The sequence below is a fragment of the Mesorhizobium sp. ISC15 genome (genome assembly GCF_037162615.1).
GTDB lineage: Bacteria > Pseudomonadota > Alphaproteobacteria > Rhizobiales > Rhizobiaceae > Mesorhizobium > Mesorhizobium mediterraneum.
The window spans coordinates 4,412,644-4,438,223 of record NZ_JAVSPX010000001.1 but is presented as its reverse complement, the minus strand read 5'-3'; the positions used below and the strand labels follow the sequence as shown (position 1 = coordinate 4,438,223).

The following is a 25,580-nucleotide window of genomic DNA, read 5'->3' as shown; positions in this document are numbered from 1 at the left end:
AAATATCTGCAACGCAACACGTCGAAAGGATCGGAGTCCGCGCGTTTGCGCCCGCAATTGGATTTGCGTGCCAAATTGGGCCAAGACCTAATGTTGCACTGCGAAACCCACCTTTCAATGCCAATCTTCTTGGGCCAGTTTTGCTAATCGATTTGATCCGCGACGCGCGCCAGGCTTTCCTCGCGGCCAAGCACGGCAAGCACGTCGAACACGCCGGGCGAGGTGCTCTTTCCGGTGAGCGCGGCACGCAAAGGTTGGGCCACGGCGCCGAGCTTATGGCCGCCGGCCAGCGCATATTCCCGGATCGCTGCTTCCGCCGCTTCGGCCGTCCAATCGCCTGAAATCGTCTTCAGCGCCACGTGCGCGCCCCGCAGGATCTCGCGCGCCCCACCGCCGAGCAATGCAGCCGCCTTCTCATCGATCGGCAGCGGCCGCTCGGCGAACAGGAAGGCGGCACCGTCGGCCAGCTCGACCAGCGTCTTGGCGCGCTCCTTCAGGCCTGGCAGGGCGGCAAGCAACTGCGCCTTGCGCGTGTCGTCGAGACGCGCGGCGATCGCCGGGCCGCCTTCCAGATAGGGCAAAGTGGCGATGAAGATATCGAGCAATTCGGCGTCGTTCATGCGGCGCATGTGCACGCCGTTCAGCGCCTCGAGCTTGGCGAAGTCGAAGCGGGCGGCTCCCTTGTTGACGTCGCCGATGTCGAACCACGCAATCATGTCGGCGATCGACATGATCTCGTCGTCGCCGTGGCTCCAGCCGAGCCGCGCCAGGTAGTTGAGCAGTGCCTCGGGCAGATAGCCCATGGCACGATAGGCTTCGACGCCGAGGGCGCCGTGCCGCTTCGACAGCTTGGCGCCGTCGGCGCCATGGATCAGCGGGATATGCGACATCGCCGGCACGTCCCAGCCCATGGCTCGATAGATCATCATCTGGCGGGCGGCATTGGTCAGATGGTCGTCGCCGCGGATGATGTGGGTGATGCCCATGTCATGGTCGTCGACGACGACGGCATGCATATAGGTCGGATTGCCGTCCGAGCGCAGGATGATGAAATCGTCGAGATCCTTGTTGGGAAAGCGGACATCGCCCTGCACGAGGTCATGCACCACCGTCTCGCCGTCGGCCGGCGCCTTGATGCGGATCGCGCCCTTGGCGCCGGCCGGCGCCTCCGACGGGTCGCGATCGCGCCAGCGGCCGTCATAGCGGGGAGGCAGCCCCTTGGCCCGCGCGCTCTCACGCATCGCCTCCAGCTCAGCCGGCGTCGCATAGCAGTAATAGGCCTTGCCGAGGCGCACCAGCTCCTCGGCGACAGCGCGGTGGCGCGGCGCGCGCTCGAACTGCGATACCGGCTCGCCGTCCCAGGTGAGGCCGAGCCAGGAGAGCCCGTCGAGAATGGCGGCGGTTGCCGCATCGGTCGAACGCCCACGATCGGTGTCTTCAATGCGCAGCAGCATCTTGCCGCCGGTGTGTTTCGAATACAGCCAGTTGAACAGCGCCGTCCGGGCCCCGCCAATATGCAGGAAGCCGGTGGGCGAGGGGGCAAAACGGGTGACGACCTTGTCGGACATGGAACTCTCGGGCAAGCGCAGGAAACCGATGTGGTTGCGCGGACTTTCGCGCGTCGCGCGTTCATGTAGCATAGGAGGTCAAGGGCGCAAGGGGCAGACCCGATGGCTGGACCAGGCCGCGGCGTGGACGAGAGCGAGGGCGCGATCGCGAGCGTCAGCGAACGATCGCTGTTTGCCGACGTTTCTCCCGTCGAGCCGCTACCCGTTTCGCTGCCTGCGCCGCACCCCGGCATCCAGCCTCTCTCGCCGGACCGCTCCGCGCCAATACCGGCGCCAATACCGGCTCCTGTCGTTCATTTCCGCCGTCTTTCACTATCCGCTATCCGCAACAGCGTGGTTTCGGCGGCGGGCATGGAGCTCGACCGCGGCGTCGCCTTCCTGCTGGTGCCGGTTTTCCTGGCATCCGGAGTGATCGTCTATTTCTCGCTTGCCGTGGAACCGGACTTTCCGCAGCCCATTGCCGTGGTGGTCCTCACAGCATTGTGCGCAGCGGTCACGCGGTCATGGCGCAAAACACATTTGTGTTTCATGGCAGCGTTGCTGTGCGCGCTCGGTGTGCTCGCCGCCAAGGTTGAAACCTGGCGCGCGGGAACGCAGATGCTCGGTTCGGTAATCCAGACCCAACTCACCGGCCGCGTCGTCAGGCTCGACCAGATGGCGAACGGCCGGATCAGGCTGACCCTCGACGTGATATCGACCGCCCGGCCGACACTGCGTTATGCACCGGAACGTGTCAGGGTTTCGGCACGCAAAATTCCCGCTGAGATGACCGCAGGCTCGGTGGCAACCGGCTATGCAAGGCTTTTGCCTCCGACTGGCCCGGTTCGGCCCGACAGCTATGACTTCTCCTTTGACAGCTATTTCGCCGGTATCGGCGCCAGTGGCTTTTTCCTCGGCAATCCGAAGATCGTCGCTTCCGAAGATGCACCGTTAGCAGCGCGCCTTTCTTCGTCGATCGAAAAGGCGCGTGAAACCATCGCCGACCATATCAGGGACAGCATCGGTGGCGCCGAGGGGGAGATTGCCGCTGCGCTGATCGTCGGCGTGCGTGCCGGCATCCCCGAAGAGATCAACGAATCGATGCGGCGCACCGGCATCTACCACATCATCTCCATTTCCGGCCTGCACATGGCGCTTGTCGCCGGCACCATCATGGGATTGCTGCGCGGCGCCTTTGCGCTGTTTCCCGATTTTTCGTCGCGCCGGCCGGTCAAAAAATATGCGGCTGCAGCCGCACTCCTTTCCATCGCTGCCTATCTCATTTTTTCCGGCATCGTGGTCGCGGCTGAGCGCAGCTTCATCATGCTGGCGGTAATGCTTGTCGCCGTGCTGTTCGACCGGGCTGCGCTCACCATGCGCAATCTTACGATTTCAGCCATCGCCGTCATCGTCGTGTCGCCGCACGAGGTGGTCGGCCCAAGCTTCCAGATGTCCTTCGCCGCGACCGCGGCTCTCGTGGGCGCCTATGCCGGCTGGTCCGACTATCGTGCCGACAAGGCCACGGCGCCGCCACAACGACGGTCACCGGCCGCTTTCGTCACGCGGAAGCTCGTCGCTGGAACAGGCACCATCGCCATGACCTCCATCATTGCCGGGAGCGCCACCGCGCTCTTCGCCATCTGGCACTTCCAGCGCGTCTCGCCGCTCAGTCTGTTTGCCAATCTGGCCGTCATGCCGATCGTCACGGTCGTCATGTTCCTGGCGGTCGTCAGCGCCTTGGCAATGCCTTTCGGCTTCGACGGACCTTTCCTCGACATGATGGGCAAGGGGCTGACGGCCATGATTGCAATATCGGGATGGATCTCCGAACGTTCGCCGGTCGATGCAGTCGGGCTGATTTCGTTGCAGTCGGTTCTGCTGGTGACGGTCGCCCTGGTCATCGCCACGATGGCGACGACATGGTTGCGGCTTGCGGCACTTCCCTTTGCGCTTGCCGGCCTGCTGACGATTTCCGAGACGCGAACCCCCGACGTGCTGATCTCGGAGGATGCGCATCTGGTGGCGCTGCCGATCGGCGGCGGCGAACTTGCCGTCAACCGGGTGCGCTCGAACGAATTCACCACCGACAACTGGAAACATGCGCTGACTTCAGCGACCATTGTCGAGCCGGAGACGTTCGAAAAAGGAGACGTGCGGTTCGACATCGCCGACCCGGCCGACCTGCCGCCGGGAGCGCCTTTCTATTGCACTGCCGGCCTGTGCCTCGCCCGGCATCCATCCGGCGCGATCATCGCGCTCGCCGACGACCGCAAAATCGCGCGGCCAGCCTGTGCCTTTGCGGACTTGATCGTCATCGACGATGCCACGGCCTATTATAATCCCTGCCGCAACCCGCTGGTCCTCGTCGTGACCAAACGGCAGCTCGCTCGCATGGGCAGTGCCGCCGTCTTTTTCGATCCGCTATCGGCGACGACGCGCGCAGAAATCCGTTTTGCCGTCAAACAGCCATATAGGCCTTGGCATGAGCAGCGGAGATTTTCGCGCGAGGCGAGGGGCCTGCCGCCATACCGTAAGCCTGAGAAACCCAAGAAAGCTGCCGTTCAGTAACGTCGGATCAATCCGACGAGCTTGCCTTGCACCTTGACCCGGTCCGGCCCGAAGATGCGCGTCTCATAGGCCGGGTTGGCGGCTTCCAGGGCGATCGAGGCGCCCTTGCGGCGGAACCGCTTCAGCGTCGCTTCCTCCTCGTCGACCAGGGCGACAATGATCTCGCCAGGCTGGGCGGTGTCGGCGTTGCGAATGATGACCGTGTCGCCGTCGAAGATGCCGGCCTCGATCATCGAATCACCCTTGACCTCCAGCGCGTAGTGCGCGCCGCCTGTGATCATGTCCGGTGGCACCGAGATCGAATGCGTCTGGTGCTGGATGGCATCGATCGGCACACCGGCAGCGATGCGGCCCATCACCGGGATGGAGACAGTGGCAATGACGTCGTCGTCATTGCCGGCCGCAGGCATGCGTGACGGCGCCGGCTTGATCTGTCGGCCGAGGCTGCCCTGCCCAAGGCTGCCCTGAATGACGCTCGGCGAAAATTTGCGCGCCGCATTGAGGCCGGGCGCGATCGAATCGGGCAGGCGCAGCACTTCCAGCGCGCGGGCGCGGTTGGGCAGCCGGCGAATGAAGCCGCGTTCCTCCAGCGCCGTGATCAACCGATGGATTCCCGATTTGGACGCGAGATCGAGCGCTTCCTTCATCTCGTCAAACGAGGGCGGAATGCCGCTTTCCTTCAGCCGCTCGTGGATGAACATCAGCAGCTCATGTTGTTTGCGTGTCAGCATCGCGACCCCCGACAGAATCAGAAAAACAAACCCAGAACAAACACTATCTGTTCCAGTTGTGTTCCGCAACTGTTTAAAGTTTAATGAATGCGTTGACGTTTTGTTCAGCGTAGCATCAGCACGCTGCAGGCGGCGCCTGTCGCGGCGGGGGGAGCGAATGGCTCGCGCACGATCAGCCCGTTGGCGTCGGCCAGCATTCTGAGCATCGAGGAATCCTGGATGCCGAACGGCGTCGCCTTGAGCGTGCCGGCGTCTTCCTTCACCACGGCGCGTACATAGTCCTGCCTGATATCGTTGGCCGCCATGGCGGCACCGAGCCGCGCCTGACGCATGTCCTGCCGGTAGGCGCGTCCGCCAAGCCGCGCAAGCAGCGGCTTCAGGAAGAGCTGCGTGCAGACCAGGCTCGCCACCGGATTGCCGGGCAGGCCGATGCAGCGGATGTCGCCCAGCCGGCCGAACATCAGCGGCTTGCCGGGCCGCATGGCGATCTTCCAGAAATCGAGCGTCATGCCTTCGCCGGTCAGCACGTCGTGGACGAGGTCGTGGTCGCCGACCGAGGCGCCGCCCAGCGTGACGATGACGTCAGCCCCTGCGTTAACCGCCTTTTTCACCAGCGCGGCAATCGCCTCTTTGCGGTCGGGGGCGATGCCGAGGTCGAGCGCGCTGGCGCCGACCGAGCGGGCCGCGGCAGCGACGCCATAGGCGTTGGACGAGATGATCTGGTCCGGGCCAAGGTCGCTGCCTGGCGGCAGCAATTCGTCGCCGGTGGCGATGATGGCGACCAGCGGCCGTTTCACCACGCTGACCTGCGGATGGTTGGCCGACGCCGCCAGCGACAACGCCGCCGGATCAAGCAGGCGGCCTTTCTCCAGCAGAACGTCGCCCTTCGAGAAATCGAGCCCGAGGCGGCGGATGTTGCGGCCTTCAACCGTCGACGCGGTCACTTCGATGCTGCCGCCGCCGAGGTCGCGGACATTCTCCTGGATGACGATGGTGTCAGCGCCTGCGGGAAGCGGCGCGCCGGTGAAGATGCGCACGGCCTGCGCCGGGCCGACTGTTCCGGCAAAGCCGCGTCCGGCCGGCGCCATGCCGATCACCGCAAGTGTTGCCGGCGCGGAGGCGACATCCTCGGCCCGCACGGCATAGCCGTCCATGGCGGACGCGTTGAAGGGCGGCTGGGTGCGGAGCGCCGTGAGCGGGTCCGCCAGTATCCGGTCGGCGGCGTCCATCAGGGTGACGCTTTCAGCTTGCAAGGGCGCAGCATCTTCAAGCAGGCGCTCGAGCGCGTCGGCAACCGGAAGCAGCGCCATTATTGGCCTGCCCCTTGGGCGCCTACTTTGTAGACGCCGGATTTGCCGCCGGTCTTTTCCACCAGCCTGATGCCGGAGATCACCATGGCGCGGTCGACCGCCTTAGCCATGTCGTAGATGGTCAGGCAAGCGACCGAGACGGCGGTCAGCGCCTCCATCTCGACGCCGGTCTTGCCGGTGACGCGGGCCAGCGCCGTGACCTTCAGGCCAGGCAGCGTCGCGTCCGGTTCGATGTCGACGGATATCTTGGTCAACAGCAGCGGGTGACAGAGCGGGATCAGCTCATGCGTCCTCTTGGCCGCCATGATGCCGGCGATGCGCGCCGTGCCCAGCACGTCGCCTTTCTTGGCATCGCCGTCGAGGATCATCTTCAGCGTTTCTGGCCGCATCGAGACAAGACCTTCGGCGATCGCCGTGCGGGTCGTTTCCGCCTTGTCGCCGACATCGACCATATTGGCTTCGCCTTTCGCGCCAAGATGGGTGAGGGCAGCCGTCATCGTCAGACGGCCTTAGAACGACGTGCGTCCGTTTGGACGCACATAGCACGCTCTAACACTTTGGATTTATGCATCGTGCTCTCCGAAAATCGATTCCGATTTTCGGGCCGATGCATGAGCCGGCGCCTTGCCCGTCAAAAGCAGGTGCGTTGCGGCGGCCACGTCCTGTTGCCGCATCAGGCTCTCGCCGACGAGGAAGGTGCCGATGTCGCTTTTTTCCAGCCTGCGGCAATCTTCGTGCGAGAAAATACCGCTCTCGCTGACCAGCAGGCGGTCGGCCGGCACCATCGTCGCGAGCCGCTCCGAAGTATCGAGACTGGTTTCGAACGTCCGGAGGTTGCGGTTGTTGATGCCGATCAGCCGTGACGACAGTTTCAGCGCGCGTTCCGTCTCGGCTTCGTCATGCACCTCGACCAGCGCGTCCATGCCGAGCTCGAAAGCCGTCATTTCGAGCTCCCTGGCCACGGCGTCATCGACGCTCGCCATGATGATCAGGATGGCGTCAGCGCCCCACGCACGGGCTTCGAACACCTGATAAGGCTCGAACAGAAAATCCTTGCGCAAGGCGGGCAATGTCACGGCACTGCGCGCATCGGTGAGGAATTCAGGCGCGCCCTGGAAGGACGGCGCGTCGGTCAGCACCGAGAGGCAGGCGGCGCCACCTTTCGCATAGGCCCTGGCCAGTGCCGGCGGATCGAAATCGGCTCGGATCAGGCCCTTGGAAGGGCTCGCCTTCTTGATCTCGGCGATCAGCGCGAAGCTGCCGGATTTGCGCCTGGCTTCAAGGGCCGAGAGAAAGCCGCGCGGCGCATCGGTGTCCTTCGCCCGCGCCTTGATCTCGGCAAGCGGCACGCGCGCCTTCGCCGCCGCGATCTCGTCGCGCTTGTAGGCTTCGATCTTGCGCAGGATATCAGACACGGCTCTATCCGTTCGAAATCTCGACCAGCCGGTCGAGCACTTGCAGCGCCCGGCCGCTGTCGATGGCTTGCGCCGCCGTCGCCATGCCGTCGGCAAGCATCGTCGCCTTGCCAGCCACCACCAGTCCGGCGCCGGCGTTCATCAGCACCGTATCACGAAAGGCGCCGGCGGCGCCGCCCAGCATGTCGCGTAGCGCCTGGGCGTTATAGGCGGCGTCGCCGCCGCGCAACTCGTCCTTGGTGTGCCGCTTCAGCCCGACTGCTTCCGGGGTTAGCGTAAAGCTGCGGATCTCACCGCCGACTAGCTCGGCCACTTGGGTTTCGCCAGTGGTGGTGATTTCGTCATAGCCGTCGCCATGGGCGACCCAGGCGTGTTCGGCGCCCAATGCCTTCAGCGTCTCGGCCACCGGCATGATCCATTCCGGCAAAAAGACGCCAACCATCTGCCTGCTGACACCAGCCGGATTGGAGAGCGGGCCAAGCAGGTTGAAGATGGTGCGGGTGCCGAGCTCGACGCGGGTCGGGCCGACATGCTTCATCGCCGGATGATGCGCCGGCGCGAACATGAAGCCGACGCCTGCATCGTGGATGCAGCGGCTGATCGTTTCCGGCGGGATATCGATCTTGACGCCGAGCGCGGTCAGCACGTCGGCGGCGCCGGTCTGCGAGGACAGTCCGCGATTGCCGTGCTTAGCCACCGGCACGCCACAAGCGGCGACGACGAAGGCGGAAGCGGTCGAGATGTTGACGCTGTGCGAATTGTCGCCGCCGGTGCCGACGATGTCGATGGCGTCAGCGGGCGCATCGACACGCAGCATCTTGGCGCGCATCGTGGCGACGGCGCCGGAAATCTCGCTCACCGTCTCGCCGCGCACCCGCAGCGCCATCAGGAAGCCGCCGATCTGGCCGGGCGTAGCGTCGCCCGACATGATGATGTCGAAGGCCTCGCGCGCCTCCTCGAAGGAAAGGGCGGTGCCTGCGGCGACCTTTGCGATATGGGTCTTGAGCGCGCTCATCTGGTCAGGGCTTGGGCAACGGCTGTCTGATCGATACGAACGTCGTATTGCGTCTGCAACTGCGCCACCAACTGGTCGAGCAGGTCGTCGGACATGCCGGATGTGAAGGATTTCTGCGCGTCGTCCGGCACCGAGCTGGCGTCGGCTCCGGCAGGCTCGAAGACTTCGGCAATCTTGAACAGGATCTGTCCGTCGCCGGTGGGCGAGGGGATCAACCCGGTCCCGCCTTCGCCTTCGCCGAACATCGCTGCCGCCCCTTCCTTGCCGAAATCGACGTCGTCCGCCTCGCGCTTGACGCCGCGCTTGGTCTGCTTCTCGAGCTTGAGCTCGCTTGCGATTACATCGAGCGTGGTGCCGGCCTTGAGACGCTTTTCGAGTTCGACCGCTTTTGCGGTGAGCCGCTTGGTCGTTTCCGCCGCCGTCCAGTCGGCCACTACCTTCTGGTGGACTTCATCCAGCGTGCGGTCGCGGGCCGGCGTGATCGAATCCACCTCGTAGAACACGAAGCCGTTGCCGGCGGTGGTGAGGTCGGGATTCTCGGTGCCGGGTTCGGCGTCGAACACCGCCTTGATGAGATCCGGCGATTCCGGCAGGTCGTTGACGATGGTGCCGTCCGGTCTCTGGCCGGTGCGATCGATCGCATCGATAGTGACGACCTTCAGCTTCAGTTTTTCGGCAGCTTGCGTAAGCGTGCTGCCCGAAGCGCGCATGTCTTCGTAGTTGTCATGCACGTCCAGCAGAATGCGGCTTGCCTCGCTCAACGCCAGATCCTTGCGGATCTCGGCGGACACTTCGGCCAGCGGCTTCACCACTTCGGGCTTGATGTCGGTGACGCGCAGCAGCACCGCACCAAAGGCGCCTTGAACGACCGGGCTGATCTCGTTGGCGTTGAGCGCGAAGGCGGCGTCGGCCACCGCCTTGTCGGCAATCTTGTCCTTGGGCAGCGTGCCAAGCAGCGTGTCGGCTTGCGTCTTGCCTTCGGCGGCAACGATCTTGTCGAAGGTCGCGCCGGTCTTGAGTGAATCGAGCGCGGCCTTGGCGGCATCAGGCGTCTTGAACACGAGCTGTTCGATGGTGCGCGTTTCCGGCGTGGTGTAGCGCCCCTTGTTCTTGTTGTAGTCGTCGCTGACCTGTTGGTCGGTCACGGCACTCAGATCCATAATGTCTTGCGGCTCGAGCCTGACATAGGAGAATTTGCGGTATTCAGGTGCCGCATAGGTCTTCTTGTTTTCCTCGAAATAGGTCGAAAGCACGCTGTCGGACGGCGCTTCAATCGGCTCGACCAGCGATTTCGGTAAAGTCAGGTAGTCGATGGTGCGGTCTTCGCCACGATAGAGCGCGACCGCCTTCAAGAAGGTATCCGGGGTCTTGAGACCGTCCGAAACCGCCTCGACGATCTGCTGGCGCACAGCCACCTGGGCGCGATTCCTGAGATAGTCTTCAGGCCGCATGCCGACCTGTTGCAGTATGTATTCGAAAGTCCTTCTGTCGAAGGTGCCGCCGGGGCCCTTGAAGGCCGGGTCCTCATGCGTGAGTTGGGCCAGGCGGTCCTTGGACAGCCCAAGCCCGAGCTTGCGGGCCTGCTCATCGAGCACTGCACCCGACACGAGTTGCGCCAGCACCTGGTTGTCCAGGCCGAGCGCCGTCGCCTGCTCGCGGCTGATGCGCTGGCCGAATTGCTGCGACATCACGCTGATCTGGCGATCATAGGCGAGACGATACTCGTTGATCGATACTTTGGTGCCTCCGGCCGTGATAACCGCGTCGTGGCCTGCAAAACCACCCAGAAGCTGTCCCGAAATGCCCCAGACGGCGAAGCTCAACACCAACAATATCAGCAGCGCCTTCGCCACCCAGGTCCCTGCCGCGCTTCTCAAGATACCAAGCATGTCACTTCCGATTTTTTGCGCATTTTCGCATGCGCCGAGTCTGAAACAAGCGCAATAGCGTCCTTCCGGCCCACTGTCGATTGCTTTGTGGGCTGAGTTTGGTAGTGAGGACGCAGCCGAATGTTGCCCGGAGAAACAAATCCCATGACGCCAGGAATCCGCCCGCTGGTCGCAGGCAACTGGAAAATGAACGGCACCAGCGCCTCGCTCAACGAACTCAGGATGATCGGCAACGGCTTCATGAGTGGGCTCGATGCGGAGACCGAAGCGCTGGTCTGCGTTCCGGCGACGCTGCTTGCGCACGCCGCAGAGATTTTGTCGCGCACGCCGGTCCGGGCCGGCGGCGAGGATTGCCACACCAAGGAGAGCGGCGCCCATACCGGCTGCATTTCGGCCGAGATGCTGAAAGATGCGGGCGCCAGCCACGTCATCGTCGGTCATTCCGAACGCCGCGCCGATAACAACGAGGACGACGCGATCGTTCAGGCCAAGGCGTCCGCTGCGTGGCGGGCCGGGCTGGTGACCATCATCTGCATCGGCGAGACGAGAGCCGAACGCGAAGCTGGCGCTACACTCGACGTGCTGTCGCGCCAGATCGCCGGCTCGGTGCCGCCCAACGCCACGGCGTCGAATACCGTCATCGCCTACGAGCCGGTATGGGCGATCGGCACGGGGCTGACGCCGACCGCCGCCGACGTTACGGAGGCGCATGCGCATATTCGCGAAAAACTGTCGGAAAAGCTTGGCAGTGCAGCGGCGAAGATGCGTATCCTCTATGGCGGCTCGGTCAAGCCGTCGAACGCCGTCGAACTGCTTGGCGTGAAAAATGTCGACGGCGCGCTGGTCGGCGGCGCCAGTCTGAAGGCGGCGGACTTTCTCGGCATCGCCGAAGCCTATCGAAATATCTCGTAGCAGCCAGATCCTGTCGGGCACCTCGGATAGGCCATGCCGCAGCGGAAATCGTTGCAAAGGGCGCATTGCTTCCCATATTCCGGCCACGGGCTTGGAAATGCCGTCAAAGCATTGTATTGAGCCGCCTCCAAATCACCGGTCGTATCCACGGCCGCGCAAGGCTTTGCCAGGATAAACTATGGAAACCGTACTAATCGTCGTCCACCTCATGGTCGTGCTCGCTCTTGTCGGTGTGGTGCTGCTGCAGCGCTCCGAAGGCGGCGGCCTCGGCATCGGCGGCGGATCGGGCTTCATGACCGCGCGCGGCGCCGCCAACGCGCTGACGCGGGCGACGGCGATCCTGGCCGCGGCTTTCTTCGCCACCTCGCTGACGCTGTCGATCATCGCCCGTTACGGCGAGAAGCCGATCGATATTCTCGATCGCGTGCCGGCGGCGAACGGCGCGGGTGGTGGCGTGCTCAACCAGTTGCCTGGCACCACGGCGCCGACGCCACCTTCGAGCAACACGGCACCAACGCCGCCTTCCGGCAATGATGCCGCAGCCCCGGCTCCCGCTGCGCCGCCTGCAGCGGGCTCGACCACACCGCCGGCCACAAACGGCGTCACCCTGCCAGTAACGCCGCAGGTCCCAAACCAGTAATCGGCAGGCGTCCGGCGCCGCGATCTGTTGTTGTTTGAACACAGTCGCGGCAAATGCCGCACGATCACGACGATTCGACCGGGCACGGCACGACAGGGCGCTTGAGGCGTCTCCGCTTAATCGATTATAGATTGCGCGCGGCACTTTCGGGGTCCTTGGGGGACGCCGGGCGGCGCCGTGGGCAACAAGCATTGAACGATCGGATCTTCGCCATGCAGCTTCGCAGCTTCATTTTAGCCGGCCTTTGTGCCGTGCTCAGCCTTGGTGCGCCCGCTTACGCGGCCATGCCGGCGGGCAATTCGGCCTCTAAAGCCGCAGTGACAACTGACGTCGTCAACGTCGCCGCCAAAAGCGATACGGCGCAACTAAGACTCCTCAAGAAGAAGAAAAAACCGACCTCGGACGATCTTGCCCAGATCAGCAAGCTCGAAGCCAAGATCGCGGCCGACAAGGAGGCCGCTCGAGCCAAGGCGGTCGAAGCCAGGAAGCTGGCGATGCGCGAGGCGGCCAAAGCCAAGGCCGACGCGGAACGGCAGGCGTTTCTTGCCAAGAAGGGCCTTGCCAAGAAAGATAAGCCTGCCCAGTTGGCCGACGCCAAGCCGGCTAAGAAGAAGATCATCGAACCGGTTCAACCCATCGCACCGATCCAGTCGGCCGAACTAGGTTCCGCCGAGGCCATGAACGTCGCGCTGGTCCGCAACAACGGCGAATTGCGCAGCGAGCCGGTCGGACAGAAGCCGCAGAACGTCGGACTCTTTGCCGGCCTGTTCGGCGGCACCGCCTCGTCCTCTTCAATGTCGCTGCTCCCCGAGACGCGCGCTCTTGACGCCGCACTCGCCAGGAAGGAAGCCAAGAAACAGTTCACGGTAAAGCCGGAGTTCGTGCCGCAGAGCGTGGAGTTCACCGGCTACAATCCCGGCACCATCGTCATCGATACAAGCGCGCGCCGCCTCTATCTCGTCGAGTCCTCGTCGACGGCCCGCCGCTACGCCATCGCCGTCGGCCGTGACGGCCTGCAGTTCAAGGGCACGGTCGCGGTCGGCGATAAGCAGGAATGGCCGCGCTGGATCCCGACGCTCGACATGCAGAAGCGCGAACCGAAGAATTATGGCCGGTACAAGGACGGCATGCCCGGCGGCGGCGACAATCCGCTCGGCGCGCGCGCCATCTATCTCTACGAAGGCAAGAAGGACACGCATCTGCGCATTCACGGCACCATCGCGCCGCAGTCGATCGGAACGAGCGCCTCCAATGGCTGCTTCCGCATGATCAACGAGCACGTCATGGACCTTTACCGCAGGGTGAAAGTCGGCACCAAGGTCGTCATCATCTGACGTTTTTAACCATACTGCCGAAAGGGCCGGCCTCGCCGGCCCTTTTGTTTTGCTCATCCATCGCCACAGCGCCTTCTTGGGGAAAAGCCTTCGCGGCGGTTTTTTCTCTGGCGGAATCAATTCGGCCGCGTTAAGCGATGACTCCCATGGCGCGATATGTATTCATCACAGGCGGCGTGGTCTCCTCACTCGGAAAAGGCATCGCTGCAGCGGCCCTTGGGGCTCTCTTGCAGGCGCGAGGCTATCGCGCACGCATAAAGAAGCTTGATCCCTATCTCAATGTCGATCCCGGCACGATGTCGCCATACCAGCATGGCGAGGTCTTCGTGACCGATGACGGCGCCGAGACCGATCTCGATCTTGGCCATTATGAGCGCTTCACCGGTCGTTCGGCCAACCAGCAGGACAACATCACAACCGGCCGCATCTACAAGAACATCATCGAGCGGGAGCGGCGCGGCGACTATCTCGGCGCCACGGTGCAGGTCATTCCGCACGTTACCGACGAGATCAAGAATTTCGTCCTCAACGGCAATGACGATTACGACTTCGTCCTGTGCGAGATCGGTGGCACCGTCGGCGACATCGAGGCGATGCCGTTCCTGGAGGCGATCCGCCAGCTCGGCAACGACCTGCCGCGCAACAACGCCGTCTATGTGCATCTGACGCTTATGCCCTACATCCCGACGGCGGGCGAATTGAAGACCAAGCCGACCCAGCATTCGGTCAAGGAATTGCGCGGCATCGGCATCGCGCCCGACATCCTGCTGGTCCGCGCCGACCGTCCCATCCCTAGGGAAGAGCGCCGTAAACTGTCGCTGTTCTGCAACGTGCGCGAAAGTGCGGTCATCCAGGCACTCGACGTGCCGCACATCTACGACGTGCCGATGGCCTATCACAATGAAGGGTTGGATTCGGAAGTGCTGGCCGCTTTCGGCATAGATCCGGCGCCGAAGCCGCGTATGGAGCCCTGGCAAGCGGTGTCGAAGCGCATCCACAATCCGGAAGGCGAGGTGACCATCGCCGTCGTCGGCAAATACACCGGTCTCAAGGACGCTTACAAATCGCTGATCGAGGCGCTGTCGCATGGCGGTCTTGCCAACCGCGTCAAGGTCAAGCTCGACTGGATCGAGAGCGAAATATTCGAGAAGGAAGATCCTGCGCCGTGGCTGGAGAAGGTCCATGGCATTCTGGTCCCCGGCGGCTTTGGCGAGCGCGGCGCGGAAGGCAAGATCTTGGCGGCGAAGTTCGCCCGCGAGCGAAAAGTGCCGTATTTCGGCATCTGCTTCGGCATGCAGATGGCCTGCATCGAGGCAGCGCGTTCGCTGGCCGGCGTCGAGCATGCCTCGTCGACCGAATTCGGCCCGACCGAGGAACCGGTCGTCGGCCTGATGACCGAATGGCTGAAAGGCAACATGCTGGAGAAGCGCAGGGAAACCGGCGACCTCGGCGGCACCATGCGGCTCGGCGCCTATCAGGCGGACCTCGCCAAGGGCTCGAAAATCGCCGACATCTATGGTGACACGCAGATTTCCGAGCGTCACCGCCACCGCTATGAGGTCAATGTCGACTACAAGGAGCGGCTCGAGGATTGCGGCCTGGTCTTTGCCGGCATGTCGCCGGACGGCGTCCTGCCGGAGACGGTCGAATATCCAGACCATCCCTGGTTCATCGGCGTGCAGTACCACCCCGAACTAAAAAGCCGGCCACTCGACCCGCATCCACTGTTTGCCAGCTTCATCGAAGCGGCAGTGGAACAGTCGCGATTGGTCTAGGCCTGCCGCCCGGCTGCCGTGCAAACCTATGTCGCTCTGCTTTACAGCATCGTCCTGGGCGAGGGACGCCGGGTCGTCATGTCCGATCTCAGGGCTATGGCGCAAGGCCTGGGGCTGAGCAACCCGCGCACGCTGGTGGCGACCGGCAATCTGGTCTTCGAGGCGCAAGAAACGGAAATTGCAGTGCTGGAAGGGCGGCTCGAAGCAGCGTTCGAGGCAACCTTCGGCCGCCATGTCGATATCATCGTGCGCTGCGCAAATGACTGGTTGATGCTTGCGGCCGGCAATCCGTTTCCCGCCGAATCGGCTGCCGCCGCGGACCAGGTGGCGGTGCGCGTAATGCGCAAGCCCGTTCCGGCGGAAGCCGTCGCGGCGCTGGACGCCTATGTCGGCAAGGATGAAAAGATGCGGGCGGTCAGCGGCGACATCTGGGTCGTCTTTTCCCGCGAAACGCCAAGTTCGCGATTGCTTGCGGCGGCAAGCCATAAACGTCTCGGTGTCGGCACGTCGCGCAACTGGAACACAGTCCGCAAATTGGCGGAGATGGTTGGCGGATAGGCGCTTTCCCTTCTCCCCTTGTGGGAGAAGGTGTCGCCGAAGGCGACGGATGAGGGGTGTTCCAGGGAACGCCAACGTCTCACTCCGCTGGAACACCCCTCAACCGTCTCGGCGCTGCGCGCCGATCCACCTTCTCCCACAAGGGGAGAAGGCAGAAACCGCTCAGGCCTTTGCCATCCTGGCCCTGGCGCCCAGTGCCATCGTACGCAGCACGTAATAGATGGCGCCGGCGATGGCCACGCCGAAGAACCAGCCATAGACGCCCCACCACGACGGCAGCCAGTTGGTGAAGTTCGGCAGGACCGAGGAGAAGATCGCGCCGATACCGGCGGCGACGAAGGCGTTGACGTGCCAGCCGCCCTGGAAGCGGAACTCGCCGTCTTCCCTGTAGAGGGCCTCAACGTCGACCTCGCCCTTCCGGATCAGGTAATAGTCGACCATCATGACACCGAAGATCGGCCCCATCGTCGCACCGATGATGTTGACGAAGGAAGCGGCGCTGCCTTCCCATGGCGCGAAGGGATAGAGCACCAGCGCGATCAACGCCGCGATATAGCCGCCCTTCTTGAAGTCGATCTGCCGTGGAAAGACGTTGGAAAAATCGAATGCCGGCGACACGAAGTTTGCCACCACGTTGATGCCGAGCGTCGCCACGGCGAAGGTCAAGGCGGCGAGCGCCGCCAGGAACCAGCTGTCGAACTTGGCCGATATCTGGTCTGGATGCAGCAGCACCTCGCCATAGACGTCGAAGGCGGCAATCGTGGTGACGCCGGCGACCAGCGAGAACAGGATAAGGTTGACAGGCAGGCCCCAGATATTGCCCTTGCGCAGCGACGCCTTGTCCGGCGCATAGCGGGCGAAATCGCAGAAGTTGAGATAGAGCGCCGAGAAATAGGTCACCCAGATCGCCGCCACCGCGAACAGCGAGGTCCATGAGCCCGGCGTGCCGGGCACGCCAGCGTCCTTGGTCTTGTCGAGCAGCACGTCCATCGGGATGTCGCTGGTGAAGGCAAAAGTCCCGGATTTGACGCAGAGATAGATCGCCAGGATCAGCATCATCACCCATACCGCCGGTCCGGCCCAGTCCTGGAAGCGGCGCACCGTTTCCATGCCTTTCTGGATGATCAGCAGCTGCAGTGCCCAGATCACCGCGAAGCAGATCACCTCCAGGCCCGTGTGCCCGAGGAAATGCGTGTTCTGGTTGAAATCGGCGAACCACTGCGATCGGATCAGCAACGCCACGATCGCGCCGGACGCGGCCGCCGTCTGCGCGCCGTACCAGAAGCAGGCGACGATGGCGCGCACCAGCGCTGGTATGTTGGCGCCCCAGATGCCGAAGGATGCGCGGGCAAGCACGGGGTAGGGCACTCCGGTCTTCACGCCGGCATAGCCGACCATGTTCATCAGCACGTAGATGATCAGCGAACCGATGCCGATGGCGATGATGAAGTTGACGAAGCCACCGCAGAACAGGAACAGGCTTGCCGCCAGATAGTAGCCCCAGAGACTGTGGACGTCCGACGTCCAGACGTTGAAGATCGAGAACGGTCCCCAGTTTCGAACCTTCGCCGGAGCGAGATCTTCGTTGTATAGGTCGGGTGATGCGCCTTGTATGGTCATTGCGATGTCCTCCCCTTGGTTGCCGCGCGCCTCCACGCGTTGACTACGCAGGTTAAGCCTGACGCTGGAGAACCGGCAACCGATTGATTTGCCGGCTTTGACCTTAAAGATATTCAATGAGAATCGCGCTTATCGGCGCTGCGCAACGGTTCGTCGCATGTTTGTCATGTTTGGTGATTCGATTTCGGTCGAACGATGTGAGAGACTTCATTTTAGCCCGACCTCTTTTTTCACCGGGCTCTGTTTGCCGGAATCCAAATGGCCAGCCGTGAGTTTAAAGGTTCGATCAAGCACATAGCGATCGACCGGGAGGAAACGATGGATCGCCTGCAATTCTTTACGCCTGTGCGGATTTCGCGCGGGCAGGAAAGCCCTGTCGAAGAAATTTATAGCGTAGCCGAAGCGATGGGGTTCTTGCGTAAATGGCCAATAGGCCGTCGGGGGCCAGTCTACCAATGCGCGGTGAATTGCTGCTCCGCGGCTCTGGCGGGCCGGATGTCGGCAGAGCAAGCAAGGAAGGCCTTTGCCGGCTTCGCCCGCATCACGCGCTTGCTCGACGACGACATGGCGCTGCCGATGGGCGGCGAAAATATTGATAGCGTGCATGCGCTAAGGCGATGAACCTTCATATTTGCGCCCCGCCGTGAACGTGGCCTACGGCAAAGTCACAGCGCCTCAACCGAGGCAGCGAACAGGTAGCCAGCGCCCCGCTCGGTGACAACGAGCTTCGGCTCGCTCGGGTTGACCTCGAGCTTGCGGCGCAGTCGCAGTATTTGCACGTCGATACTGCGGTCAAACACCTCTTCGTCGTGAATCCTGCTGGCAGCGAGAAGCTGCTCGCGGCTCAGGATCTGCTGCGGCGATTGCAGGAACGCTGCCAGCAGGTTGAACTCCCCCGCGGTCAGCGGCGTTGTTTCGCCCGCGGGCGATTTCAGGCGCCGCATCCGCATGTCGAGCTCCCAGCCGGCAAAGCGGTAGCGTTTGTGCTTCTTGCCCCGCGAATTCTGGCGCGTTGACCCCGATCGCCGCAGCACGGCGCGAACGCGCGCAAGCAGTTCCCTGAGGCTGAAGGGCTTGGTGATGTAGTCGTCGGCTCCGAGTTCCAATCCAACGACGCGATCCACTTCGTCGCGCCTGTGGCCGGTGATAATGATGATGGGAGCTTCCGGCGGACTGCCGAGTTGCCGCATGATTTCAAACCCGTCCTCATCGGCAAGCCGCATGTCGAGGATCATCAGGTCTACCGGTCTTTCATTGAGGACACGCGACATGGACCGGCTGTCGGTGACAGCGCTGACCCTGAAGTTCTCGCTCTCCAGGTAATTGGTGAGCATTTCGCGGATTTCGGGGTCGTCATCGACGACAAGAATATGCTTCGGCGTCACTGCCTGTTCGATTCTGCCTTTCGACTGCTCTTTGTAGCGAGTGTTCTGTTCGACTGACATCTCAGACCGTCCGCACGTATGGAACCCATGACCGAGCCGTTGCTTTATTAGACTTACCGTTGATTTTCGGCGATTTGTTGGTAAGCGCCGATGATCTTCGTGATCGGATACCACAGGCTCACTCGATGGCGCATGAGCAGATTGGTAAGGTTCGTGCGGGGCTTTTTGTTCCGCTTTGCCTGGCAGCGGCGGCACCATTTGCGTTGGCCTTGGTTAATCAGCCGGCCCCTCCGATCGGCGAGCCGATTGCTCCGATAGTGGGCATTGGTCCTTCCGACCAGGCGAAGGTCGCACTTGGCGAGAGCCTGTTCAACGATGTCCGGCTGTCACATGACGATGTCATCGCCTGCAGCGGCTGCCACAGGCTCGATCTCAGCGGCGACGACGGCAGGGCTCGTTCCACGGCGGCGGATGGCGAGCCGCTCGACTTCAACACGCCGACGGTCTTCAACGCAACGCTCGATTTCCGGCTGAACTGGCGTGGCAATTTCCGCACTCTCGAGGAGCAGAACGAGGCAGCCTTGCTCGATGACAGGCTGATGAACACGAGCTGGGAGGAATTGCTGCCGAAATTGCGCTCCGATCCGGACTATTCGCAGCGATTCGCAGACGTCTACGGCGCCGCCCCCGGCCAGGCGGAAGTGCTCGACGCCCTAGCCATCTTTCAACGCTCGCTGATCACGCCCAACGCCCGTTTCGACCGCTATCTCAAGGGCGAGCGCGGCGCCATCACGGCGGACGAGGAACATGGCTATCAGCTGTTCAAGGCGTATGGCTGCATCGCTTGCCATCAAGGCGCCAATGTAGGAGGCAATTTGTTTCAGAAGTTCGGCATCTTCCAGGATCCCTTCGCCGGCCAGAAGACCTTGAGCCAGGCGGATCTCGGCCGTTTCGCCATTACAGGTGCCGAGAGCGACCGCCATGTGTTCCGCGTTCCCAGCCTGCGCAACGTCGCGGTGACGGCGCCGTATTTTCACGACGGCCGTACCGCATCGCTTGGACAGGCAGTGAGGATCATGGCGCGGAACCAGCTCGGCAGGGAGATCGACCAGCGCGATGCCGATCTTATCGTCGAATTCCTCGGGACGCTGACGGGCGAGTATCGCGGCCAGCCGTTGACCAGCGCAGCCGATCGTCTGCAGCAATGAAGTCGCTACGCGTCCTGGCGCCGGTCGTCGCCTGCCTGCTCATCGTCCTGACCTATTTCCTGGTGCAGGGCGCGGCTCCTGATGCCGCGCGCCACGAACGCACGCTCGATGCTCTCAGGACCGTCATCCTCTATAACGCCGCCCTCCAGCGCGATGTGTTGCGGGCACGCACGGGACTGCTGCGCAGCTACGATCCGCTTGTGCGGTCGATCGAGAACCTGAACGCTGCGACGCAGACGCTGCCAGCCGCCCGGGACATCGCCAGCGGCGGAGTTCGGGCGGAGATCGACCGGGGGATCGCCGATGTCGCCGCCGCGGTGCGCGACGAGGAAACGCTTGTCGAGGCGTTCAAGTCGGACAACGCGCTGCTGCAGAACTCGCTGAACTATTTCAACTACATGAGCGGTCGGCTTACGAGCGAGGGTGACGGCCTTCGAGCGGTCGAGATCGGAGCCCTGATGATCACAATGTCGCGGTTCATCAGCGATCCCCAACCGGAGGCGGCAAGGGCAGTGACCGCTGCGCTCGACCGGCTGGCCAAGCCGTCCGTCGATGCCGTGCAGCCAAGCGACGTCCACTCGCTCGTCTCCCACGGCCGGCTTATCGTCACCAGGCTTCCGGCGGTCGACGACCTCGTCGCCCGCCTACAGACTGCGCCAACGAGCGAACTGGCCCGCGCGCTGCAGGACCTTTATCTCGATGCGCATGGGCGCGCTGCGGCGCGGGCCGCGCGGTTTCAGACGCTGCTCTACATCGCCGCGTTGGTTCTCGTGTGCTATGTGGTCTATCTGTTCGCCCGGCTGCGCCACAATGCGCGGATCCTGCGCGAGCGGCTGGAATTCGAGGGTCTGATCGCCTCGATCTCCACCCAGTTCATCAATCTGCCGCGCGACCGCATCCGGGCCGGCATCAGCAAGGGCCTCGCGCGCCTGGTGGAACATGCCGGGCTCGACGGCGCCCAGATTATCGTCAGCCGCACACAAGATGCGGAATCTTCCGGAGGCTACTTCTATCGCCGTCCGAGCGGGAACACGCCGGCCCGCCTGTCGAAAGACATGATCGAGCTCGCTTCACGCTGGACGCTGGCGGGCCACGAGCGGCAAGGCTGCATCGACGTTCCCCGCGTCGGCGAGCTTCCTGAAGGGCGGGAGAAGGCATGCCTGCAGGCGCACCAGTTTCAATCCTGGCTGTGCATACCGATGTCGCATGCCGGCGAGCGGCTAGGTTTTCTGGCTCTCGATACCGTCACGCACGAAAAGCGTTGGACCGACGACGACATCGCCCTGCTGCGCACCGCCGCCGAGATTTTCGCCAATGCCATCGCGCGCGAGCACAATGAACGTGAACGCGAGGCGCTGCAGGCGCGGCTCAACCAGTCGCAGCGGCTGGAAGCAATCGGAATACTCGCCGGTGGCATAGCGCACGAGTTCAACAACATCCTCGGCGCCGTCCTCGGCTATGGCGAGATGGCGCTGGCGGTGCTGCTGAAGGAGTCTCGCGCGCGGCGCTACGTCCAGCAGATCATGAAGGCCGGCCGGCGGGCGCAGGACGTCACGGAGCAGATCCTTGCCTTCGGCCGTCGCCGCGAGCGGCAGCACCACGCGCTGCGGGCGCAGCCCGTGGTTGCGGAGGCGGTCGACCTGCTGCGCGCCTCGTTCCCGGCCACACTTTCAGTGGAGACGCATCTTGCAGGCGCGGATGCCGCGATGATGGGCGATCCGACCGAACTTCAGCAGGTGGTGATGAACCTCGGCACCAACGCGGCGCAGGCGATGAACAACCGCGGCGTATTGGAGGTCGCTCTCAACACGACGGAACTCGTGGAGGCGCGGATGCTTTCGCACGGAAACCTGCCGGCCGGCCGCCATCTCCGCCTCGCCGTCAGGGACAACGGCAGCGGCATGGATCAGGCGACGCTCGAGCGTATTTTCGAGCCGTTCTTCACGACCAAGCCGGCGGGGCAAGGCACCGGGCTCGGCCTGTCGACGGTGCACGGCATCGTCGCGGCGCATAGAGGCGCGGTGGACGTGAAGAGCCAACTTGGCGAAGGCACGATCTTCGAGGTCTATTTTCCGCAGATCGAATCCGCTGCGACCGATGCGGACGAGGACGAGGGTGAGGGCGCCGAGGTTCCGATCCAGCATGGCAATGGCGAGACGATCCTGGTCGTGGACGACGACACGCCGCTGATGCAACTTGCCGAGGAGATGCTCGCCGCGCTTGGCTACGAGCCCGTCGGGTTCGACCGAAGCCCTGCGGCTCTCAATGCATTCCGCACCGATCCGGAGCGCTTCGACCTGGTGCTGACGGACGAGGTCATGCCTGACATGACAGGCATCGAGTTCTCCGGCCAGTTGCATGAGATCCGGTCGGACCTTCCAATTGTCCTGATGACCGGTTACGGCCGCCCGCTCCGATCGCGTCAACTGACGGCAGCCGGCATAAGCGAAGTCATCAAGAAGCCGCTGCTGCCGGCCGCCATTGCAAAATGCCTCGCCCGCCATCTGCATTCAGGCTGATCAGGGTCGGGTGGGTTTCTTCGTTACAGACGTAACCAAAAGTCCCCCTGGCTGAAATCAACCCGTAGCCGGGCTGTTCGATGTTTCTCCTACGCCCAAACTATGATCCCTGAAAAATGGAAACCGGTTTTCGGAAAAGATCATGGTCTCGTCGGCGTCAAATGGCAGCAAACCGGAGAAGCTGATGATACGACGGGCTCTCATCGGAATTGCCGCCCTTGGGCTGGGCGCAGTGCTCACAGTCGCGATGCTCGACCGAAATGGGCTGGGTTCGGCGACAGCGGCCGACTCGATCGAGCACGGTCGATACCTGGTGAAAATTGGCGGCTGTAACGACTGCCACACGCCAGGGTACTTGAAGAAGGCCGGCAACGTCCCCGAGGATCGATGGCTGATCGGCGGCTCTCTCGGCTTCAATGGGCCGTGGGGCACGACTTATCCAACCAATCTTCGCTACCTTTTGCGCACCATGGACGAGGACGACTGGGTACAGTTAGCGCGTACAATCGAGACGCGCCCCCCTATGCCGTGGTTCAACCTGCGTGCCATGACCGAGGCCGACCTGCGCGCCATACACCGATATGTGCTTTCGCTGCCGGCAGACGATACGCCGGTTCCAGACTATGTGCCGCCCGATCGTCCGCCGAAGACACCGCACATTGTGTTAGTACCGCAGGCTCCGAAGTCATAGGCGCATCCTAAGGCCCGGCGGAGGGTTCTCCGCCTCTGCGCTACGTCAGACACGGCCGCGTGTTTCAGTCGTAACGCAATTCCCGATTCCGGAAATCACCTTGTAGCACTGATCTCCGATCGTGACGGTCCAGCTCAGGCGGCCATATGGCAGCCGAGGGCCAGATAATCGGGAGTCAAATCCAGATAATCATGGAGTCAAATGATGTACAATCTGCTTGCCGAACACGCGCCGAAGATCGATCGCGATCAGAGCACCACGGATCCGCGTCCCTATGCCTTGGGTTACACGGAGGGTGAATTCAAGCGCCTGGAGCTGCAGGGAGCGCTCATTCACGACCTTACGGAGCATGTCCTGCGCAGCGCGGGGATAGGACCGGGCATGCGCATGCTCGACATCGGGTGCGGCGTCGGCGACGTCTCCTTGCTGGCCGGGAAGCTGGTCGGACCGACCGGAAGGGTGCTCGGCGTCGATCGCTCGGCAGAGGCTGTAGACATTGCCGAGCGGCGCGCCACCGAATCCGGCCAGTGTTACTGGACACGCTTCACTGTGGGCGAGCTTGATAAATTCTCGCCCGACGAGACCTTCGATGCGGTGATCGGCAGGCTGGTCCTGATGTATCTGCCCGACCCGGCTGCAACCCTGCGCAGGCTTGCCGGGTTTGTTCGGCCGGGCGGCCTCATCGCCTTCCAGGAAATGGCGATGCCGCTCGCCCGCAGTTTTCCAGAGGCGCCGCTGTTCAGCAAATGCCGCGGCTGGATCATCGAGACGATCGAGCGGGCGGGTTTCGAGGTCGACATGGGTGGCAGGCTGCCCATGGTCTTCGCCGGCGCAGGGCTGCCTGCGCCGCAGCTGAATTCCGCCGGCCTCGCCGGCAGCGGGCCTGACTCGCCGATCTACGACTATATCGCGGGCACCTTGCGTAGCCTGCTGCCGATGGCCGAGGCCGTCGGTGCCGCGACCGCTGCCGAAATGAAGGTCGACACGCTCGCCGAGCGACTGCGCAACGAGGCTGTCGAACAGCAGATGTGCATCATGCTGCCGCCCTTTGTCGGCGCATGGACAAATACGCCGGGATAACGAACCAAAGAGAGATATCGGATGCTCGACGCTGCCATCAGCGAGCGCGCGGCGCATCTCGTCGACCCTCGCAATGTCGAGACGCTCGACATGCTGGGCCCTGTGGTCCAGTTTCTTACAGCGCCGCGCGACGGCGAGCCTTGCGTCATGCGCGGCACCATCCCGCCGGGTGTTACCGTGCCGCTGCACAGCCACGCCGACCCGGAGACCTTCATCCAGATTTCCGGCGAGATCGAAGGGCTTTCGCAGTCGCCGAAAGGCTTCGTCTGGGTATCGATCCGGCCGGGCGACATTTTCCATGTGCCGGGCGGGGCGAAGCACGCCTTTCGAAACCTGTCGACTGAGGCGGCCGTGATGATCCTCGTCAGCACGTCAAGGATAGGCCGGTTCTTCCGGGAAGTCGGAAAGCCGACCGCCGGGGAAAGCAGGCATTCGGATCCTCCCTCAGCCGAAGCGGTCCAGCATTTCCTGAAGACTGCCGCGGCATACGGCTACTGGAACGCGACGCCGGAAGAGAATGCGAGTGTAGGTCTTTCACTGACGTGATTTGAACAGCATCGGCAAAGCCCTCTCCACGGCAGTACGAGGAGTCGCTGGGTCGGGGTGGGTCCGATCTACCGAAGCGGTGAATTGCTGCTCCGCGGCCTGGCGGGCTCGGCGGATCACGGACCTGATTCGAGGAAAGCCCGGGCAAACCCGGGTTGCGCCGCTTCTATCGTTCCATCGGGTAGCTTCAAAAGCCGGTCGATTGCGATGCCATAGAGCCGCAGCCGGTCGTCGAGCAGCCGCGCCGCTTCGTCGATATTGCCCTGCTCGGCCTTCAGCAAGGCGCGGTGCATCACATCCCGAAAGATCAGCCGCAGCTGCAAAAACATCTCGGCAAAAGCTTCCGGGTCGGGCACGTCGAAGATGCCTTCCTCGCTCCCTTTCCCGAGCAGGTCGGTGATTATCGGCATGGCCAATTCCCTGGCCGCCTGGTCGACCCGATGGAAGAGGGCAAGGTTCTCGGGCCGGAACAGGACGAAAAATGTCTTGCGCAGTTGCGGAGCAAGCTCGACGTTCAGCCGTCGCGAGCCGGCAAAGAGCGCATTGAGCCGGCCAAGCCCATCAAGTGACGGATCGTTGAGCACGGGTTGCAACTCGGTGAAACTGTCGCGCGCGAGACGTGCGGCGAGTGCCTCTAGCAGCGCCTCTTTCGACGCGAAATAGTGGTAGAACGCGCCCTTCGACAGGCCGGCTTCGCGGATGATGTCGTTCACCGTCGTGCTGTCATAGCCTTGCTCGAAGAAAAGCCGCTGGGCGCAGTCGAGGAGCTCGGCGGATCGTATCTCCGGCTGCTTTATCACTCGGGGCAAAATCGATCCTCGCAAAGTGCAGGTGAAG

At 63.0% G+C, this 25,580-nt stretch carries 22 protein-coding genes; 12 read left to right on the top strand and 10 right to left on the bottom strand.

Annotation, left to right across the window (positions count from 1 at the left end; translation table 11 throughout):
• Positions 1-143: 143 nt before the first annotated feature.
• Positions 144-1,568: a glutamate--tRNA ligase gene (gltX, locus tag RPG13_RS21365; RefSeq protein ID WP_337125955.1), complete on the bottom strand. Its 1,425-nt coding sequence runs from the start codon at positions 1,566-1,568 to the stop codon at positions 144-146.
• Positions 1,569-1,670: 102 nt separating this feature from the next.
• On the opposite strand from gltX, the gene RPG13_RS21360 reads away from it, so the two are divergent.
• On the top strand, positions 1,671-4,115 hold the full coding sequence (locus RPG13_RS21360; protein ID WP_337125954.1) for a ComEC/Rec2 family competence protein: 2,445 nt from the start codon (positions 1,671-1,673) through the stop codon (positions 4,113-4,115).
• Here RPG13_RS21360 and lexA read toward each other — a convergent pair.
• From lexA to RPG13_RS21330, 6 genes are all read right to left on the bottom strand, one after another.
• Positions 4,109-4,846: a transcriptional repressor LexA gene (lexA, locus tag RPG13_RS21355; protein WP_127291698.1), complete on the bottom strand. Its 738-nt coding sequence runs from the start codon at positions 4,844-4,846 to the stop codon at positions 4,109-4,111. The genes RPG13_RS21360 and lexA overlap by 7 nt on opposite strands.
• Positions 4,847-4,950: 104 nt before the next feature.
• Positions 4,951-6,156: a molybdopterin molybdotransferase MoeA gene (locus RPG13_RS21350; RefSeq protein ID WP_337125953.1), complete on the bottom strand. Its 1,206-nt coding sequence runs from the start codon at positions 6,154-6,156 to the stop codon at positions 4,951-4,953.
• Entirely contained in the window at positions 6,156-6,653 is a 498-nt protein-coding gene (moaC, locus tag RPG13_RS21345; protein ID WP_127203845.1) for a cyclic pyranopterin monophosphate synthase MoaC, read from the bottom strand. The genes RPG13_RS21350 and moaC overlap by 1 nt, the downstream gene beginning before the upstream one ends.
• A gap of 66 nt (positions 6,654-6,719) precedes the next feature.
• Entirely contained in the window at positions 6,720-7,571 is an 852-nt protein-coding gene (gene trpC, locus RPG13_RS21340) for an indole-3-glycerol phosphate synthase TrpC (protein WP_126106492.1), read from the bottom strand.
• Positions 7,572-7,575: 4 nt separating this feature from the next.
• Positions 7,576-8,586, bottom strand: a complete 1,011-nt coding sequence (gene trpD / locus RPG13_RS21335) for an anthranilate phosphoribosyltransferase (protein WP_095485236.1) — start codon at positions 8,584-8,586, stop codon at positions 7,576-7,578.
• Positions 8,583-10,475, bottom strand: a complete 1,893-nt coding sequence (locus tag RPG13_RS21330; RefSeq protein ID WP_095485235.1) for a SurA N-terminal domain-containing protein — start codon at positions 10,473-10,475, stop codon at positions 8,583-8,585. Before RPG13_RS21330 ends, trpD begins: the two co-directional genes overlap by 4 nt.
• 144 nt (positions 10,476-10,619) lie before the next feature.
• On the opposite strand from RPG13_RS21330, the gene tpiA reads away from it, so the two are divergent.
• From tpiA to RPG13_RS21305, 5 genes are all read left to right on the top strand, one after another.
• Complete coding sequence (gene tpiA, locus RPG13_RS21325; protein WP_337125952.1) at positions 10,620-11,387, top strand: triose-phosphate isomerase; 768 nt, start codon at positions 10,620-10,622, stop codon at positions 11,385-11,387.
• Between the two features lie 178 nt (positions 11,388-11,565).
• Positions 11,566-12,027 carry a preprotein translocase subunit SecG gene (gene secG, locus RPG13_RS21320; protein ID WP_292711771.1) on the top strand — a complete coding sequence of 154 codons (462 nt, stop codon included), beginning with the start codon at positions 11,566-11,568 and terminating at the stop codon, positions 12,025-12,027.
• A 212-nt stretch (positions 12,028-12,239) separates the two neighbouring features.
• Positions 12,240-13,361, top strand: a complete 1,122-nt coding sequence (locus tag RPG13_RS21315; protein ID WP_126107485.1) for a L,D-transpeptidase — start codon at positions 12,240-12,242, stop codon at positions 13,359-13,361.
• A 137-nt stretch (positions 13,362-13,498) separates the two neighbouring features.
• Positions 13,499-15,136, top strand: a complete 1,638-nt coding sequence (locus RPG13_RS21310) for a CTP synthase (protein ID WP_095485232.1) — start codon at positions 13,499-13,501, stop codon at positions 15,134-15,136.
• Between the two features lie 18 nt (positions 15,137-15,154).
• On the top strand, positions 15,155-15,694 hold the full coding sequence (locus RPG13_RS21305; RefSeq protein WP_095485231.1) for a DUF1697 domain-containing protein: 540 nt from the start codon (positions 15,155-15,157) through the stop codon (positions 15,692-15,694).
• A gap of 162 nt (positions 15,695-15,856) precedes the next feature.
• Here RPG13_RS21305 and RPG13_RS21300 read toward each other — a convergent pair whose 3' ends face one another.
• Entirely contained in the window at positions 15,857-17,314 is a 1,458-nt protein-coding gene (locus tag RPG13_RS21300; RefSeq protein ID WP_095485230.1) for an NCS1 family nucleobase:cation symporter-1, read from the bottom strand.
• Positions 17,315-17,632: 318 nt separating this feature from the next.
• On the opposite strand from RPG13_RS21300, the gene RPG13_RS21295 reads away from it, so the two are divergent.
• Positions 17,633-17,935 carry a DUF982 domain-containing protein gene (locus RPG13_RS21295; protein WP_095485556.1) on the top strand — a complete coding sequence of 101 codons (303 nt, stop codon included), beginning with the start codon at positions 17,633-17,635 and terminating at the stop codon, positions 17,933-17,935.
• A 44-nt stretch (positions 17,936-17,979) separates the two neighbouring features.
• On the opposite strand, the gene RPG13_RS21290 is transcribed toward RPG13_RS21295, so the two are convergent.
• Positions 17,980-18,957 (bottom strand): response regulator, encoded by a 978-nt coding sequence (locus RPG13_RS21290; RefSeq protein WP_337125951.1) that lies wholly within the window; start codon positions 18,955-18,957, stop codon positions 17,980-17,982.
• A 59-nt stretch (positions 18,958-19,016) separates the two neighbouring features.
• On the opposite strand from RPG13_RS21290, the gene RPG13_RS21285 reads away from it, so the two are divergent.
• From RPG13_RS21285 to RPG13_RS21265, 5 genes are all read left to right on the top strand, one after another.
• On the top strand, positions 19,017-19,907 hold the full coding sequence (locus RPG13_RS21285) for a cytochrome-c peroxidase (RefSeq protein WP_164547201.1): 891 nt from the start codon (positions 19,017-19,019) through the stop codon (positions 19,905-19,907).
• Positions 19,904-22,426 carry a two-component system VirA-like sensor kinase gene (locus RPG13_RS21280; protein ID WP_337125950.1) on the top strand — a complete coding sequence of 841 codons (2,523 nt, stop codon included), beginning with the start codon at positions 19,904-19,906 and terminating at the stop codon, positions 22,424-22,426. The genes RPG13_RS21285 and RPG13_RS21280 overlap by 4 nt, the downstream gene beginning before the upstream one ends.
• Positions 22,427-22,568: 142 nt before the next feature.
• Entirely contained in the window at positions 22,569-23,117 is a 549-nt protein-coding gene (locus RPG13_RS21275) for a cytochrome c (RefSeq protein WP_337125949.1), read from the top strand.
• 204 nt (positions 23,118-23,321) lie between these two features.
• Positions 23,322-24,197, top strand: coding sequence for a class I SAM-dependent methyltransferase (locus RPG13_RS21270; RefSeq protein ID WP_337125948.1), 876 nt, complete (start codon positions 23,322-23,324; stop codon positions 24,195-24,197).
• Between the two features lie 21 nt (positions 24,198-24,218).
• Positions 24,219-24,743 (top strand): cupin domain-containing protein, encoded by a 525-nt coding sequence (locus RPG13_RS21265; RefSeq protein ID WP_337125947.1) that lies wholly within the window; start codon positions 24,219-24,221, stop codon positions 24,741-24,743.
• Between the two features lie 116 nt (positions 24,744-24,859).
• Here RPG13_RS21265 and RPG13_RS21260 read toward each other — a convergent pair whose 3' ends face one another.
• A complete protein-coding gene (locus RPG13_RS21260; RefSeq protein ID WP_442921347.1) occupies positions 24,860-25,552 on the bottom strand; it encodes a TetR/AcrR family transcriptional regulator in 693 nt (230 codons plus the stop codon).
• Positions 25,553-25,580: the final 28 nt, after the last annotated feature.